The sequence below is a fragment of the Hymenobacter jeongseonensis genome, assembly GCF_015694725.1.
In the GTDB taxonomy this organism is placed as follows: Bacteria; Bacteroidota; Bacteroidia; order Cytophagales; family Hymenobacteraceae; genus Hymenobacter; species Hymenobacter jeongseonensis.
Genome location: NZ_JADQDQ010000001.1, coordinates 348,918 through 365,106, shown reverse-complemented (window position 1 = coordinate 365,106; position 16,189 = coordinate 348,918). Strand labels below are relative to the sequence as shown.

At 60.9% G+C, this 16,189-nt stretch carries 13 protein-coding genes; 2 read left to right on the top strand and 11 right to left on the bottom strand.

Annotated features, from left to right (window positions below):
* Positions 1 to 16: 16 nt before the first annotated feature.
* Positions 17 to 727, top strand: a complete 711-nt coding sequence (locus I2I05_RS01565) for an SAM-dependent methyltransferase (protein WP_196280447.1) — start codon at positions 17 to 19, stop codon at positions 725 to 727.
* A 178-nt stretch (positions 728 to 905) separates the two neighbouring features.
* On the opposite strand, the gene I2I05_RS01560 is transcribed toward I2I05_RS01565, so the two are convergent.
* The 11 genes from I2I05_RS01560 to I2I05_RS01510 form a co-directional block, all read right to left on the bottom strand.
* A complete protein-coding gene (locus I2I05_RS01560; protein ID WP_196280446.1) occupies positions 906 to 2,222 on the bottom strand; it encodes an ammonium transporter in 1,317 nt (438 codons plus the stop codon).
* 165 nt (positions 2,223 to 2,387) lie between these two features.
* A complete protein-coding gene (locus tag I2I05_RS01555; RefSeq protein ID WP_196280445.1) occupies positions 2,388 to 3,689 on the bottom strand; it encodes a sensor histidine kinase in 1,302 nt (433 codons plus the stop codon).
* A 145-nt stretch (positions 3,690 to 3,834) separates the two neighbouring features.
* Positions 3,835 to 5,238, bottom strand: a complete 1,404-nt coding sequence (locus tag I2I05_RS01550; protein ID WP_196280444.1) for a sigma-54-dependent transcriptional regulator — start codon at positions 5,236 to 5,238, stop codon at positions 3,835 to 3,837.
* A gap of 105 nt (positions 5,239 to 5,343) precedes the next feature.
* Entirely contained in the window at positions 5,344 to 6,048 is a 705-nt protein-coding gene (locus tag I2I05_RS01545; protein WP_196280443.1) for a head GIN domain-containing protein, read from the bottom strand.
* 154 nt (positions 6,049 to 6,202) lie between these two features.
* Positions 6,203 to 7,402 (bottom strand): ABC transporter permease, encoded by a 1,200-nt coding sequence (locus tag I2I05_RS01540; RefSeq protein ID WP_196280442.1) that lies wholly within the window; start codon positions 7,400 to 7,402, stop codon positions 6,203 to 6,205.
* A 48-nt stretch (positions 7,403 to 7,450) separates the two neighbouring features.
* The gene (locus I2I05_RS01535) at positions 7,451 to 8,713 is read right to left on the bottom strand and encodes an ABC transporter permease (RefSeq protein ID WP_196280441.1); all 1,263 of its coding nucleotides are present in this window, start codon (positions 8,711 to 8,713) and stop codon (positions 7,451 to 7,453) included.
* A 51-nt stretch (positions 8,714 to 8,764) separates the two neighbouring features.
* Entirely contained in the window at positions 8,765 to 9,511 is a 747-nt protein-coding gene (locus tag I2I05_RS01530) for an ABC transporter ATP-binding protein (protein ID WP_196280440.1), read from the bottom strand.
* Positions 9,512 to 9,556: 45 nt separating this feature from the next.
* On the bottom strand, positions 9,557 to 11,014 hold the full coding sequence (locus tag I2I05_RS01525; RefSeq protein WP_230688074.1) for a TolC family protein: 1,458 nt from the start codon (positions 11,012 to 11,014) through the stop codon (positions 9,557 to 9,559).
* A gap of 12 nt (positions 11,015 to 11,026) precedes the next feature.
* Positions 11,027 to 12,274, bottom strand: coding sequence for an efflux RND transporter periplasmic adaptor subunit (locus I2I05_RS01520; protein ID WP_196280439.1), 1,248 nt, complete (start codon positions 12,272 to 12,274; stop codon positions 11,027 to 11,029).
* 265 nt (positions 12,275 to 12,539) lie between these two features.
* The gene (gene feoB, locus I2I05_RS01515; RefSeq protein ID WP_317192297.1) at positions 12,540 to 14,696 is read right to left on the bottom strand and encodes a ferrous iron transport protein B; all 2,157 of its coding nucleotides are present in this window, start codon (positions 14,694 to 14,696) and stop codon (positions 12,540 to 12,542) included.
* Between the two features lie 22 nt (positions 14,697 to 14,718).
* A complete protein-coding gene (locus I2I05_RS01510; RefSeq protein ID WP_317192296.1) occupies positions 14,719 to 14,997 on the bottom strand; it encodes a FeoA family protein in 279 nt (92 codons plus the stop codon).
* A 223-nt stretch (positions 14,998 to 15,220) separates the two neighbouring features.
* Between I2I05_RS01510 and I2I05_RS01505 the strand changes: the two genes are divergently transcribed.
* Complete coding sequence (locus tag I2I05_RS01505) at positions 15,221 to 16,120, top strand: carboxypeptidase-like regulatory domain-containing protein (protein ID WP_196280437.1); 900 nt, start codon at positions 15,221 to 15,223, stop codon at positions 16,118 to 16,120.
* Positions 16,121 to 16,189: the final 69 nt, after the last annotated feature.

Here is a 16,189-nt window from a genome sequence, read left to right as displayed (position 1 = left end):
CTTCAACCCCTCGCTTATGCCCGCTACGCTGTACCTCCTGCCCACACCTCTCGCCGAGGACACCGCCCCGCAAGTGCTGCCGCCGCAGGTGCTGGCCGCCGTAGCGGCCCTCCCCTACTTTCTGGTGGAAAATGCCCGCACGGCCCGCCGCTTTGTGAAAAGCGTGGCCCCGGCCCGCGTAATTGAGGACATTCGCTTCACCGTCATCGACAAAGACAGTACCGATGCCGAGGTGCGTGCTGCCTTGGTGCCGTTAGTGAAAGAAGGCATCGACGGTGGTATTCTCAGCGAGGCCGGCTGCCCCGGCATTGCCGACCCCGGCGCGGCGCTGGTGCGCGAAGCCCACCGCCTGGGCCTGCGCGTGGTGCCGCTGGTAGGACCTTCGTCGTTGCTGCTGGCACTCATGGCCTCGGGTTTGAACGGGCAGCAATTTGCCTTTCACGGCTACTTGCCCATCGAGAAAGCGCCGCGCATTGCGGCCATCAAAACGCTGGAGCGGGAAGCCCAGCAGCGGCAGCAGTCACAGCTGTTTATTGAGACGCCCTACCGCAACGGGGCCTTGTTCACCGATTTGGTGGCGCACCTGCAGCCCAGCACCCGCCTGTGCGTGGCCGCTGATGTAACGGGCGCGGGCGAGTTCATCAAAACACTGACCGTGAGCGACTGGCGCCGCTTACCGGCTCCGGAATTACACAAGATTCCGACGGTATTTGTGATTGGCACTTAAAAAAATCCCCTCCTTATCAAGGTGGGGATGTTCGAACCGCAGGTTCAGACGGGGGTGGTTGAATCGTTGAACGATGCTTGTACGATTCACTTGCGAGTCGTTCAACGCCGACAACCACCCCATCGCCCGCTTCGCGGCCGCGTCCCTTCCTTGGTAAGCAGGGGAGTTAACTGTTCCGCTACGCTGCTACCATCACCGTTTCGCCGTGCTGGCTGACGTCGAGGCCGTCGGCTTCGTGGCGGGCATTTACCCGAATGGGAATCAGCAGGTTGGTGAACTTGTAAATCAAAAAGGAGCCGCCAAAGGTGAAGGCCGAGATGAACGCCAACGCGCCGAGATGATGCAAAAGCAGCGTGGGCGAACCGGTGATGAGCCCCCCTTCTTTGGCGAAAACGGCCGTCATAATCATACCCACAATACCGCCGACGCCGTGGCACGGGAAAACGTCGAGCGTGTCGTCCAGCGTGGTGCGGTTTTTCATGGCCACGGCCCAGGCACTGATGGCCGCCGCGCTGGCCCCGATGAACAACGCGGGCCCGTAGCTCACGTAACCCGCGGCGGGCGTGATGGCCACCAAGCCCACTACCGCGCCCACCGCCGCGCCCACCGCCGAAGGGCGTTGGCCGCGCACGGCCTCAATCAACATCCACGTCAGCATGGCTGCGGCCGAGGCCATGTGGGTGGTGAAGAAGGCCTGCACCGCCACCGTATTGGCCGCCAGCGCCGAGCCGGAGTTAAAGCCAAACCAGCCGAACCACAACAGGCCAGTACCGAGCAGCACAAAAGGAATATTAACCGGAACATGCTGGTGGCCAGCTTTGTGCGCTTCGCGTCGACCCAAGGCCAATGCCCCCGCCAGCGCCGCAAAACCCGCCGAGATGTGTACCACCGTGCCGCCCGCAAAGTCCAGCACGCCCCACTTGAACAGGAAGCCATCGGGGTGCCAGGTCCAATGGGCTAAGGGGCAGTAAATGAGCAGACTGAACAAGCACATAAACAGCAAGTAGCCCCAGAAACGAATCCGCTCGGCGAAGGCTCCGCTGATGAGGGCGGGCGTGATGATGGCGAATTTCAGCTGAAAGGCCGCGTACAACACCAGCGGCAGGTTGGGCCCCAGGCGCGGGTGCGGCGCCGTGCCCACGTGGTTGAAGAGCAGAAACGTGAGCGGGTTGCCGATGATGCCGCCAATGCTGTCGCCAAAGGCCAACGAAAAGCCCACCACGTACCACAGCACCGAAATCACGCCAAGGGCAATGAAGCTTTGCAGCATGGTCGAAATCACGCTCCGCTTGCTCACCATGCCGCCGTAGAAAAAGGCTAAGCCCGGCACCATGAACAGCACCAGCCCGGAGGCGGTGAGCATCCAAGCCAAATCGGCGGCGATGAAGGTATCCGTCTTCGCTTCGGGGTGGTCCTGCGGTAACAAAGCCGCCACGAGAGCCAACAATAACAATAGGGCAAGGCAGGCAGCAGCCAAATGCTGTTTGCGCGTCATAACAAGTGTAGTTTTAGTAGTCATATGACGACTAAGTTACACTCAATTTCGAAAATGGCCTTTATAATTAGGGTTAATCGTCAATAATTACCTGACCAAATTCGAATAACACCTCAATTAAAAGGCGCTTTTGAAAATACGCGCCTTTTGTAATACCAATAGTTTTCAGCCTAGACGTATCGTGAAAACGGTACGGCCGTTTTCCTCAGAGCGTAGTTGGAAGGCAAATCCATGGGCCAGCAGAATGTCCCGCACCAGCGTCAGGCCAATGCCCTGGCCGTCGCGCTTGGTGCTGAAAAACGGGGTAAAGAGGCGTTGGCTCACCTCAGGCGAGATGCTGGGGCCGTCGTTTTCGATGAATACGGTGGGCGGCCGGGCGGTGGTGCGCACCCATACGTTGCCGTCGTGCCCGATGGCTTCAAGCGCGTTTTTGGTGATGTTGAGTAGGGCTTGTTCCAACTGCTGGGCATCGAAGTTGAGCACGAGCGGCGTGGTGGGCACCTCCATGTGCCACTTGATGTGGCGCTCCTCGCTCTGGGGCTGGAGCAGCCGGCAGATGCCGCGCAGCAGGGCGTGCAGGTCGGTGGGGTGGGTCGTGGGCGGGGGCAGCCGAACCAGGTGCGCGAAGTTGGCAATAAAGTTGGCCAGCTGTGTGTTGCGCGCAATACTCACGTCCAGGGCCTGCGTGAAATCGGGCTGGTCGTCGGAATGGAGTTGGGGGGCGTAGTGGTGGAAGCTGTGCAGAATGGAGTTGATGGCCCCGATGGAATTGTTGATTTCGTGGGAAATCATGCGAATCAGCTTGCCGTAAGCCTGCTTTTCCTGATAAATCAGCTCCTGCGTTAATTCCTCCAGCATAATAAACCGGCGCGTGAAGCCCCGGTCGAGGAAGTGCGCGGCGTGGGCCCGGAAAGTTTGCAGGCCCGACACCCGCAAAGCCTGGGGCTGGTTTTCGGCAAGGCCGGCGAGCGCGGGGCCCCAGGCGCCGGGCAGCTCCGCCGGCCGCTGGCCCAGCAAGGCCGTGGCCGGCTGATTGAGGAACCGCTCCGCGGCGGCGTTCACGCCCTCAATGCGCCCGTCAAAATCAAGAATAAGAATGCCGGCCGGTGAAGCCTGAATGAGGCGTTCGAGCAGGAAGCTCTTTTCGTGCTGACTGACCCGCTCCTGCCGCAGCGCGTCAATCATTTGGTTATACACGTGAATGAGCTGGTCCATCTCGCGCTGGCCCACGGGCACGAACTTCATCGAGAAATCCTTGGCCGCGATGGCCGCCGTGCCCGCCGCAATCAACTCAAAAGGCCGCACAAAGCCCCGGTAAAGACGCACCGTGAGGTAAATGCTCACCAGCAGCAGCGCCTCCGACGCGATAAAGAGCGTGGTATTGGTGGTGCGCAGCTGCGCCGCCAGCGCAATGAGCACGGCGTGGATGATGACAACAAAAAGCAGGAATTGGATACGGAGCGTCATGATTTTATCAACCAAAGAACGTCATGCAGAGCGCAGCGAAGCATCTCGCATGCCACCATTAATTCCATCGATTGAGTTACTATCCCACGCGAGATGCTTCGCTGCGCTCTGCATGACGTTCTTTCTGGATGTCGTCCTTTTGTATTCAGCCGCCATCCGCCGTTTCGAACGGAATGGCGTGCTTTTCCAGCCTTCTGTAGAGGGCGCCGCGGCTCAGGCCCAGGGCTTTGGCCACGCGGCTGATGTTGCCATCGTAATGGCTGAGCGCCTGCCGAATCATCTGGGCTTCCAGCTCGTCCAGGGTCATGGTGCCGGGTGCGGGCAGCTCGCCGGGCTCCGGGTGGCGTATGGGCAGGCGCTGGGCGTTGGCCTGGAAGTCTTCGGGGCCCAGCTCCTCTTTGCCGCTCACGAGCACGGCGCGCTCCACCAGGTTTTTGAGCTCGCGGATGTTGCCGGGGAGCTGCTGCTCGCGGAGCCAGTGCAGGGCGCGGGTGCTCACGCGCAGGGCCGGGCGGTGGTAGGTGGCGCGAAGCTGGTCCACGAAGTGCTGGGTGAGCAGCGGAATGTCGCCCGGCCGCTCGCGCAGGGCGGGCAGGCGCACCGTAATTAGGTTGATGCGGTAGAACAGGTCTTCGCGGAAGCGGCCTTGCGCCACCATCTCGGCCAGGTTGCGGTTGGTGGCGGCAATGACGCGGATGTCCAGGCGGCGGGGTTTGCTATCGCCCAGCACCTCGTAGGTGCGGTCTTGCAGCACCCGCAGCAATTTCACCTGGGAAGCCAGCTCCAACTCGCCGATTTCATCAAGGAAAATGGTGCCGCCGTTGGCCATTTCGAAGCGGCCCACCCGGTCGGCTTTGGCATCGGTGAAGGCGCCGCGGCGGTGACCAAACATCTCGCTTTCAAACAATGAGCTCGAAATACCGCCCAGGTTCACCTTCACAAACGGTTGGTGCTTGCGGTGGCTGTTGCGGTGAATGGCTTCCGCAATGAGCTCCTTGCCGGTGCCGCTTTCGCCTTCGATGAGCACCGAGGCATCGGTGGCAGCCACCTGGCCCACGTTCCGCAGCACGTGCAACAACTGCGGGTCCTGGCCAATGATATCGGCCAAACGGTACTGCTTGTCGAGCTGGCGGCGGCTGGCGGCGGGACTATCGGCTTCGGTAGAGCCGGCCACTTGGCTGGCGCTGAGGCTCAGCACCGTGCGGATGGTTTGCAGCAGGGCCTCGTTGTTCCAGGGCTTGGTCACGAACTCGGCCGCGCCGGCCTTCATGCCCTCCACGGCCAGGCTGATGGAGCCCCAGCCGGTGATGAGAATCACGGGGATTTGCGAAGCCAGCGTTTTCACCTCGCGCAGCAGCGCCAGCCCATCGGCGCCGGTGGTGGCGAGGGAAAAGTTCATGTCCATCAGCACCAGCTGAGGCGGCGTTTCGCGCACCACGGCCAGGGTTTCGGCCGGCGTGGCCACGGCGTGCGCTTCGTAGCCCGCCCGCTTCAGCAGCAGCTTGAGGGAAGTGCGAACGGCGAGGTCGTCGTCGACAATGAGTAACATGACGCAGAAAATAAGTGAGATAGGGAATCAGAAAGCACGTCATGCCCGGCGGTGCCGAGGCATGACGTGCTGGTAATGAAGGACGTACTCGAATAACGCGCCGGCTTAGCGGCTCTTCACGCTGCCGCCGCTGCTGGTGCGCTTGGTTACTTTGGGGGAGCCGCTGTAGCGCACGTCGCCGCCACTCGAAGCGTTGGCGGTAAGGGATTCTTGCACGGCCACGGCCACGGTGCCGCCGCTGGAGGCCGCGGCCTCGCAGGCAGTGGCCTGCAAGTCGCTGCCTTTGAACACGCCGCCGCTGGAAGCCTGCACGTCGAGGCGCTGAATCTTACCGGTCACGGTGGCCACGCCGCCGCTACTCACGCGGGCGTTGAGGGAAGTGGCCGCGAAAGTGGCTTGGAGCGTGGCACCGGAAGAAACCCCCAAGTCAAGATTATCGGTGGCGTACGTGCCAGCCACTTCTACTTTGGAGCCGCTGCTGGCTTTCAGGGCCGTGAGCGAGGCGGCCGTTACGTTCACGCGCAGGTTGCGGACGAAGTTTTTCTTGCCCCACGCCTCGCTCAGCTTGCGGTCGAAGCTGATTTTTAGCACGCCGTTGCTAACTTCGGTTGTGAGGCGGGCCAGCAACTCGGGCGAGTCGGCGCTGGCTTGCACGGCCTGGGGCTGGCCGGATACGAGGTGCAGCTCAACGCCGCTGCTGACCTCTACCGCTTGAAAGCTGGGCAGGGAGCGGGTTTCCGAGGCAGTTTGGGCCAGGGCGGGTACGAGGGCCAGCAGCCAGAGCAGGGCGAGGGAAGTGAGATTTTTCATGTGCAGCAGGTGAAAAAGGGTGAGTGATGAAATAGGTATCGACACCTTTAGATGCGCGCCGACGGGCCCGGGTTGCCCGGCTACCGGAGCGGGCCGCGTTTCGGCACCGTGCTACAGCAAAATAATGCCGGCGGCGCAGGGTTCCTACCCTTTTCTACTCTTCCCGCAGCGCGGCGGCTGGCTGGATGCCCGCCGCCAGACGGCTGGGCTGCCAGGCGCACCCAGCCGCCAGCACATAAATTAATCCTGTGGCCATGAGCATGGCCATGAGGTAAACCTGCGGCTCTATTTCAAAGGCACCCAGCAGCGGAAACTGCACGGCTAGCAGGCTACCGGCCAGTACGCCCAGGGTGGTGAGCACCAGCACCTCGCCCAAAAACTGCCGGCCTATGCCGGCGCCGGTAGCGCCCACGGCTCGACGCAGTCCGATTTCGGCGCGGCGCTGGCTGATGTTGTACCACAGCACCCCAAACAAGCCAAGGGCCACGTTCACCACCAGAAAAATGCCTACCACCGCCAGTGCCACCAGTGGGGCCAGTGTGGGCTTCAGCTTATCGAGTCGGTCAGTTTCCAGCGCGTACACCTGCGTGCTCCACTGGCGGGTGAGGCCGGCCACGGTGTGCACGATGCGCTGCTGCAGGGGCGCGCCTTGTCCCGATGCTACGCGCACCAGCACGGTGGCGCTTTCCCAACTTGTGGTGTCGTGCGGAGCAAGGCGCATCCACACAGACGGCGTAGCCGATGCAAAGTCGCCGCTCATCCGCACTTTGTCCGCCACCCCCACCACTTGGTATTCTTTGGGCGCGTCGCCGCCGAATTGGTCATCGCTCCGGATGAGTTTGCCCACGGCGGTTTCGCCGGCTCCAAACAGGGCCTCGCGGGTATCCTGACTGATGACCGCCAGCGGACGGGTCGCGGCGTCGTCGCTGGCGTTAAACCAGCGGCCTTCCCGTAATTTTAGGCCAAAGAGGGGGCCATAACGGTCATCGGCGTCGTAGCGGTCTACCCCGCGCGCCTTCTTGGAGCCCCGGGCAAAGTCGCCGTTCATGGTGCTGAAGCGGAAGGGCGTGTTGAAACTGGTGAGGGTTATTTCCTGCACCCCTGGCAAGGCGCGCACCTGCCGCAGCACGTCGTCGAGCTGTGGGCGAGGCATTTTTTCGCCTTGCCGAGCCCCAATGGTCAGCCGCCACACATTATCGTGGCGAAAGCCGAATGGCTGCACGTAGTTCCGGCCGAAGTTGAATAGCAACGTGGCCACGCCAAACAAGACGACGAAGGAGAAGAATATTTCGGAAAGCAACAGAACGTTGGACCGTTTGCGGTTCCAGATTAAGCGAAAAAGGTGGCGTACCATGGGAGGAAAGTAAAAGAGTGAGGGTGAGTAGGCCCGGCCGGCGGGGCTCTACTGGGGTCCGCTGCCGCCGCCGCGCAGCGCATCCATGGGGTGCAGGCGCGACATTTTCCAGGCGGGGTACACCCCGCTCATCAGGCCAAATACCACGGCCAGCACCAGGCCCCAGCCAAAAGCCCACCAGCTGAGTCCAAACTGCGCATAGGCAATAAAATGGCTGCCGTTCAGCAGATGCAGCGCCCCGGCCGCCAGGCCCAGCCCCAGCAAGCCGCCCACTCCGGCCAGCACCAAGTTTTCGACCAGGAACTGGCCAACCAGCGCACTACCCGAGGCCCCAAATGCTTTGCGCACGCCAATTTCGCTGGAGCGCTCCAGGATGCGCGTCACGTTCAGGTTCACTAGGTTCAGCGCCGGCAGCAGCATAAATAGCAGGCCGAGCACAGTGCAACCAAGCAGAAAGACGCCCATGCCATCGTCTTCGGTGGTGGTATGGTTGGTGAGCTGCCGCGTGATGCTCGCCAATGCCGGGTCGGCATGGGCCGAGAGTTTCTTCACTGCCTTGGGGTCCGGGACTTCCACTCGCCGCATAACCTGCGCAAACTCGGCGCGGATGGCCGGCAGCGCCTCGGCCCCGGGCCCGGCCAGCAAAATGGGAATGAATTCGCCATCCAAGCGGCTGTCGGTGCGGTAGCTAGTGCTCAGCGTGTAGGGTACCCATACATCAGCACTGCTGTAGAACCGGATAACCGGCACATTGGGTACCACCCCCGCAATGCGGTAGCGGTAAATGCCCAGCTCCATAATGCGCCCGGCCACCCCTTTAGTAGTGCCAAAAAACGCCCGCGCTGTGTGTTCACTTATGACGCACACCCGGTCGGCGCGGCTTACTTCTTGGCCCGTGAAAGGCCGGCCGTCAAGAAACTCGAAATCGGTTACTTTCCAGAAATTCCCATCGGTGTAGCGCACGTCCAGGCTCAGGCTTTCGTTATTCGCGAAGGAGGTAACCGTCGACGTCATCGACGTCAGCGCCACTGTAGCGGGCGTCTTCAGGGTACGCACGTACCGGTCGATGAAGTGAGCACTCATAGGTGAATTCATATTCCCGCCATCGCGGAGCTGCTGGTTGAGTAAGCTCACGAACAGCATTCGGTCGATGCGCTTTTCCGGCGCTTGGGCTCCGGTTATGTGGTTCACCATGGCCATCACCACCAGCATAATCATCAGCGTAAAACTGATGCCGAACAAAGAAATGAAGGTGAAAAACTTGCGCCGCAAGAGCACCTTCCAGGCGATTTTAAGATAGTTGAGAAGCATAGCTGCAGAATTTTATTTTTTTGAGTGAGGCCGTCATGCTCAGCACGCCGTTCAGCCGACCTGGCTGCCGTCGAAAAACCGCACCACCCGCTGCGTTTTCAGCGCCTGGTGCTCGTCGTGAGTCACCATCACGATGGTCACGCCGTCCTGCCGGTTGAGGCCCAGCAGCAAGTCCATAATCTCCTCCCCCATCACCGAGTCGAGGTTGCCCGTGGGCTCGTCGGCCAGAATAATTTCCGGGCCGCCGGCCAGGGCCCGCGCAATGGCCACCCGCTGCCGCTGCCCACCCGAAAGCTGGCTGGGAAAGTGCCCCGTGCGGGCGCTCAGGCCCACTTTGTCCAGCGCAGCCAGGGCCCGCTTCCGGCGCTCCTTGCCGCCCATGCCGGGCCGGTACAGCAGCGGCACCTCCACGTTATCCACCACCGACAGGTCGTTTATCAAATGGTAGCTCTGGAAAACGAAGCCGATTTTCAGGTTGCGAATCGCGGCCAGCTCGCGGTCCGAGAACGACGTCACTAGTCGGCCATCCACGGCAATGGTGCCGCTGGTGGGCTCATCAAGCAAGCCCATCAGGCTGAGCAGCGTGGACTTGCCGCAGCCGCTGGGCCCCATGATGGACACAAACTCGCCGCGGTTGATGGTCAGGTTCACCCGGTTCAGTGCCACCGTCTCGATGGTGCTGGTTTGGTACACCTTCTCGATGTTGGTGAGCTGAAGGACGGGAGTTTCCTCAGCAGCCGGGCCATTCAGCGGCAGTTGGGCGCGGGTATCAGTCGAGGTGGCAAGCAGATTTTCCATGAGAAAAAAGGTGAGAAAAGCGCGTAAAATGAGGTGAAAGCAAGGTTAGCGAGTCGCCACGATGGGCGCCTGTTTTTCAAAGTCGTAGAGCGTGAGGGCCCGCAGGCGGTAGTGCGCCACCCAGCAGGCCCGCAGCGCGAAAATGCGGGTGCGCTTGGCGCTGTCCTTGGCGTTGGAAGCCAGACTCAAATCGGTGAGGCTGATGCGGCCCAGCAGGTAGGTGGCGCGGGCAATGTCGTAGCGGCGCTGGGCCAGCGAGTCGGCCCGCTCGGCGAGGCGCAGCTGCTCGGCCAGAGCGGCGAATTGGCTGGCCTGGGTCAGCACGGTCTGCTCAAAGCTGCGTTCCTCTTGGGCTACCGAGTGCCGCACCTGGTCGCGGGTCAGCTCAGCGGTTTTAACGATGGACTTCTGCCGGCCCCAGTCCACCAGCGGCATCGAAAACACCAGGCCCACTTGCTGCTGGTTCTGCAGGTTCACGTAGGTATCCGTGAAGGAAGCGGCTTGGTTGACATAGCCCATGTTGGCCGTGAGCGTGGCCTGGAAGCCGGTGGTGCCACGGGCCTGCGCCACGTCGCGCTCGGCCTGTAGCAGCCGGCGGCGAAAAGCCAGCGTGGTGCTCCGGTGCAGCCGGGCCTGCTCCAGCGCCTGGGTTGGCGCCACGGCCAGTTGGGGGGCTGAAGCCGGCACGGCGAGGCCAGGGGCATCAGCAAGTCCAGTATAGGCTTGCAAGTCAACCGTGGCATTTTGGGCGTTGAGTTGAGCTTGCGTTTGGGCCTGGCGGGCATCGAGCAGGTTCAACTCGAGTTGCAGCAAGTCGCTTTGCGAGATGCGGCCCAGCTTGAACCGCTCCTGGCCGATGCGCAGCAGCTCGGCGGTGGCTTCGGCATTTTGCCGGGCCACTTCGGCGTTCACTTGTTGGAGGAGCACATCAAAATACAACTCCGTTACGCGCTGGGCAATGGTTTCGCGTTCTTCCACGTACTGGCGCTGGCTTTCCTGGTAGCGCAGCGGCTCGATGCGCCGGGCCCAGCGCAGGCTGTTGAACTGGCCCAGCGGCTGCGTCAGGCCCAGGGTGAAGGGCTGGTTGTTGTAGCGCCGCAGTTGGCCGTTGAAATCATCGAACCGCTGCACTACCGAGCCCACAAACACCTGCCCGCCGGTGAGGCCAATGTTCTGGGTCATGGTCAGGCCCAAATCCGAATTATTGATGCGCACCGACTGGAAACTGGTGGTGCCATCGGGCTGCACCACCGGCGCAATGGCCCGGCTAAAGTTGGGCAGCGTACCCTGCAAGCCCAGCTGCGGGCGGTAGTTGGCCTGGTAGCCGCGCCAGGCCCAGTAGCTGGTTTCGCGGGTGGTGTAAGCCTGCTGGCCTACCGCCGATTGATTGAGCGCCAAAGCAATAACGCCTTCCAGCGTCAGGCCAGTGGTGGCAGGCTGCGCAAGGGCCGGCAGCTTTACCAGCGCCAGCATCCCGAACAGAAAAAGGAGTCGAAGTTTCATCACCGTTTCGCCTTATTCTTTGACCAATAGCTCCGGCGTTTCCGCGTGCTCCTTCATGTCCGACACCACCACTTCCTCCCCGGCCCGCAGGCCGTCCAGGATTTGCACGTGGTCGAAATTGCTGTCGCCGAAGCGCACGGTGCGGCGCACGGCCTTGCCATTGGCCAGCACGTACACGGGCTGCTCTTTGCCACCCGTGTAGAAGGGGCCGTTTTTCACGCGCAGCACCCCGTGGTGGGCGCGGGTCACCACAAACACATCGGCCCGGAGGTTGGGCCGCAGCACCGGGTGCTTGGGGTTCTCGAGGCGCGCGTAAAACGTCAACACGCCCTTGTCCACGCTGGGGCTGACGCTGGCTATGCTGCCGCGCAAATCGGTGTCGTTGATGCGCACCACCACCGGGTCGCCGGGGTGCAGTGCATCGGCGTACGTATCCGAAATCGTGGCCCGCACCCGAAAACTGCTCAAGTCGGCCACGCGGGCCAGCGGGTCGCCGGCCTGCACCGTGGTGCCGATGTCCTCGTTCACCCAGGTCACCACGCCCGGCTGCTGGCTGCTGATGTCGGCTTGCCGCAGCTTGGTGGCCAACTCCGAAATGCTGCGCTGCTGCATCGAAACCGTGTAGCCCAGCTCGCGCACATCGGCCGCGTTGGACCGCTGCTGGGTCTGAATCTGGCGGGCCAGGCGCTGGGCTTCCAGCTGGGCCACGGCGAGGTTTAGCTCGGCTTGCCGCACGTTTTCGGCAGTGCCGCCGCCAATTTTCAGGAGCTGCTGCTCGTCGCGCAGGGCCGATTGCAGGCTATTCACTTTCACGGCCTGCACTTCGGCTTGAATGCGCAAGTCGTTGAGGCTGCGCTCCAGCGTCAACTGCAGCTGCGAATTTTTGTTCTGGTTGCGCAGCTGCTCATCGTCGAGCTTGGCCAGCGACGAATTAGCCAGCTCTTTGTCCAGTTCCAGGATGGTTTCGCCGGGCTTTACCTGGGCGCCAATTGCCACGGCCACCCGCCGAATCGTGCTTTGAATCGGGCTGGTCAACACCGCTTCCCGGCCCGGAATAATGGTACCGGCAGCGGTTAGCGAAGCTTCCACGTCGCCCGTCTCGACTCGTGCCGTGAGAATATCGTTGCGGCTAATGCTGGGTTTCAGGACGAAGCGAAAAGCCAGCACCGCTGCCACCGCCACCGCCACTGCGCCCACTGCGAGCAGCCAGCGCCGCCGCTGTCGTTGGTTTTGAATTGATGGCGCAATGGCTCTGTCCATTTTCGTGCAGAAATAAGGGTGTTTCCTACCCTTATTGCCAAGCCCCGTGCCATTTACACAAACTGCTTACTGACAGATAATTACCTATCATTTGGCAAATTCTCGCCATTAAAAAGATGTCCAATAATGGACACCTCGTTGCCAAATGGACAGTCCGCAATCAATTATGAACAGATAGAGACCCAATATTTTGCGTCTCAACACCAGCGCCGTTAGGTAAACCACCCCGTCATCGCTCAACCCCAAAACGCAAAATATTAGGTCTCTAAGCCAGCACTTGGTACACCGCAAAGGCCGCCACGTAGGCCAGCCCGGTCATATAAACCAACTGCGCCATGGGCCATTTCCAGCTTTTGGTTTCGCGGTACGTCACGGCCAGCGTGCTCATGCACTGCATGGCAAACACGTAGAACACCAGCAGCGAAAACGCCCGCGCCGGGGTAAAAAATGGCTGCCCGTTGGCGTCCTTCTCGGCCCGTAGCTTTTCCTGCAGCGTGCCCATATCGGCATCCTGGCCCACACTGTAAATGGTGGATATAGTACCCACAAACACTTCCCGTGCGGCAAACGAGGTGAGCAGCGCAATGCCAATCTTCCAGTCGTAGCCCAGTGGGCGAATGGCCGGCTCTAAGGCCCGCCCAAATGAGCCGGCATAAGAGGTTTCGAGGCGGGCCGAGGCCACGCGGCGGCTTACTTCATCCTCATCCCACCCTTGGGCGGTGGTCTGCTGGCGCACTTGCGCTTCGGCCGTTTCCTGCTGCTGGCCGGGGCCGTAGCTGGCCAGCACCCACAGCAGCACCGAAATGGCCACAATCACCTTGCCCGCCTGCAACACAAACGCCTGAACCTTTTGGTAAATGGTCAGGGCCACGTTTTTCCAGCGCGGCCACTGGTATACCGGGAATTCCATGATGAAATAGCTGCGCTCCCGGGCTTTGAGCAACTTCTTCAGCACCCAGGCCGAGCCCAGCGCTGAGAACAAGCCCAGCAGGTACAGCCCCATGAGCGTCACGCCGCGCAGGTTGAAAATACCCCACGCCGCTTGGTCGGGCACCACCAACGCCACCAGCACCGTGTACACCGGAATGCGCGCCGAACACGACATCAGCGGCGTCACGAAAATGGTTATCATCCGGTCCTTCCAGCTCTCAATGGTGCGGGCGCCCATGATGGCGGGCACCGCGCACGCTAGGCCCGATATCATCGGCACCACGCTCTTGCCACTGAGGCCAAACGGCCGCATCAGCTTGTCCATCAGAAAGGTAACCCGGGCCATGTAGCCCGTTTCCTCCAGCACCGCCAGGAAGCCAAAAAGCAAGGCAATCTGCGGAATGAATATCAAAACGCCCCCCAAGCCGGCCAGTACGCCCTCCGTTAGCAGTCGCACCAATGGCCCGCTCGCGTTCGCCTGAATGGCCGCGCTCAAAGCCGAAATGCCCTGGTCAATCCAGTCCATGGGATACTGCGCCCAGGCGAAAATGGCCTGAAACAGCAGGAACAAAATCCCCAGAAAAATGAGGTAGCCGCCAATGCGGTGGGTCAGCACCTTATCGATGCGGTTGCTCACCGGCTCGCGCGTTTCGGTGCGCGTCACCGTCACGGTTTCGAGCAGGATTTCGTTGATGCGGGCGTAGCGGGCAATGGTTTCGGCCGCCTGCTGGGCCGTGGCATCGAAGCCGTACTTATGCGTCAGCTCCTGCAAATGCGCTTTATCATCAGCGCTCAGGAAGCTGATGTGGCGGTACTGCTGGGCGTAGTGCAGCGCCAGGTAGTCGTTGTGCAGGTCGAAGTAGTAGCGAATTTGCCGCACCAGCGGCAGCAGCTTTTCGTCGGGCTCCCAGAACCGCACCGGCGCGGCGTCCAGCCGCTGGGCCATCACAATCTTGAGGGCCGCCACGCCGCTCCCGTTCCGGGCGTTCATCGGAATAATGGGCACGCCCAACTCGCGCTCCAGCGCCGGCAGGTCGATGCGGATGCCGTGGCGCTCGGCCACGTCCATCATGTTCAGGGCCAGTACGGCGGGCAGGCCCAGGTCGCCCAGTTGGGTGAAGAGCAGCAGGCTGCGCCGCAGGTTGTTGGCATCCACCGTCACCACCACAAAGTCGGGGTAGTTGGCGGCGGCCCGGTCGTAGAGCAGGTCGGTTATTACCTTCTCGTCCAGGCTTTTGGGGTAAAGCGAGTACGTGCCCGGCAAGTCCACAATCTCGGCCCGCTGCACCGGCGTGAGCTGCGCAAAGCCCGACTTGCGGTCTACCGTCACGCCCGGAAAGTTGCCCACCTTTTGGTTGAGCCCGGTGAGTTGGTTGAATAAAGAAGTTTTGCCGCTGTTGGGATTGCCAATGAGGGCAATGCGCAGCGGCCGCGCACTGGCTGCCGAACCGGCTTGCGGTGCCAGCGGCTCGGCCGTCGCGGGGGTGCTCACTATCGCCGCCATACGCTGCGCCCTATTCTTTCAATAAAATATTAGCGGCCTCGCTGGCCCGTACCGACAGCGTGTATTCCTGGTCGCCGAGCACCAGCATCAGCGGGTCGCCGAGGGGCGCACGGCCGCTCAGACGCACTTTCACGCCGGGCACACAGCCCATTTCCAACAGCTTCAGCGCCATTTCGGGGTCTTCGAGGCAGCAGATGGTTCCGGTTTCGCCCAAGCGCAGGTCTTTGGCGGTGCGGCGGGTGGCCACACCAGCAGCAACAAGCGGGGAAGAACGACGGAATAAAGCCACGGGCAACAGGAGGGTGAAAGCTTATTTAGAAAGAATACAAACAAAGGTACGCCACCAAACGCTTTCGTTCTCCCAAGAGTTTTTCAAAACAAAATAAGCCACTCTGTAGGCCCGCGCACAGGTTCACGGCGTTAAGCTTGATAATAAGGGTTGCTTCTCCTGAAATTTTCCAATAACTTTCAGGCCTACTATTTGTAATTTTGTACTTTCTACCCTTTAAACTATGACCTCACGCTTACTTCTCATAGCATTATTTATAGTCGGCACTGCAACTTTGGGTTGGGGGCAGCAGGCTCAAATTAAGGGCGTTATTGTCGACAAAGACACCAAGGAGCCGCTTCCCTTCACCTCGGTTGGGCTAAAAAGCGAACAAATTGGCGCGCTTAGCAATGAGCACGGCCAATTCATTGTGCCCACTCCCAGCAAGAACGCCGAAGATTCCCTCGTGGTGGAGGCCCTCGGGTATGCCCGGCAAACGGTGTCGGTAAAGCGCGGCGTGGCCGTGGCCAGCCTGACCATTGAAGTAGCCAAGCGCGCGGTGCAGCTGAACAATGTGGTGGTGAAAGCGGGCAAAATCAAAAACTTAGGCCTCGGTGCTAAGTCCGATACCCCCGGCGAAGGCATGATTCAGGGCCTGCCTGGTAGCCAATACGCCTTCTTTGTGAAGAACGACAAGAAGAAGCGTCTGGGCAGCGTGCGCACGGTGTCGTTCTACATCGGCGAAAACGGCTTTCCCCGCGAGCCTTTCCGCGTGCGCATCTACAAGGCCGACGGCAACTACAACGCCCCCAATACCGACCTGCTCACCGAAAACGTGGTGGTGTCGGCGCCCCAGGGCGGCCAGTGGTACACCGTCGACCTGACACCCTACAACATCATGGCGCCGGAAGAAGGCTTCTTTGTAGCCATGGAATGGGTGGTGAGCGGCGATAAGTTCTTCGCCACCAACTTCATGGATGACTACACGCCCTACGGCCAGATTATGCGCCCCACCTTCGAGTTCAAGGAAAGCCGCACTTGGAACTACTCCATGGGCAAGGGCTGGAGCCTCATCACGGCCGCCAACAGCCAGGGCTTGCGCTACAACGCCATGATTAAGGCCGAGGTTGATATGATTAAGTAGCAAAATGGATTGCTAACCTCAACCTTCCGTAAACACCATAAAAAAAGGGCCTGCTCAGTAGCAGGCCCT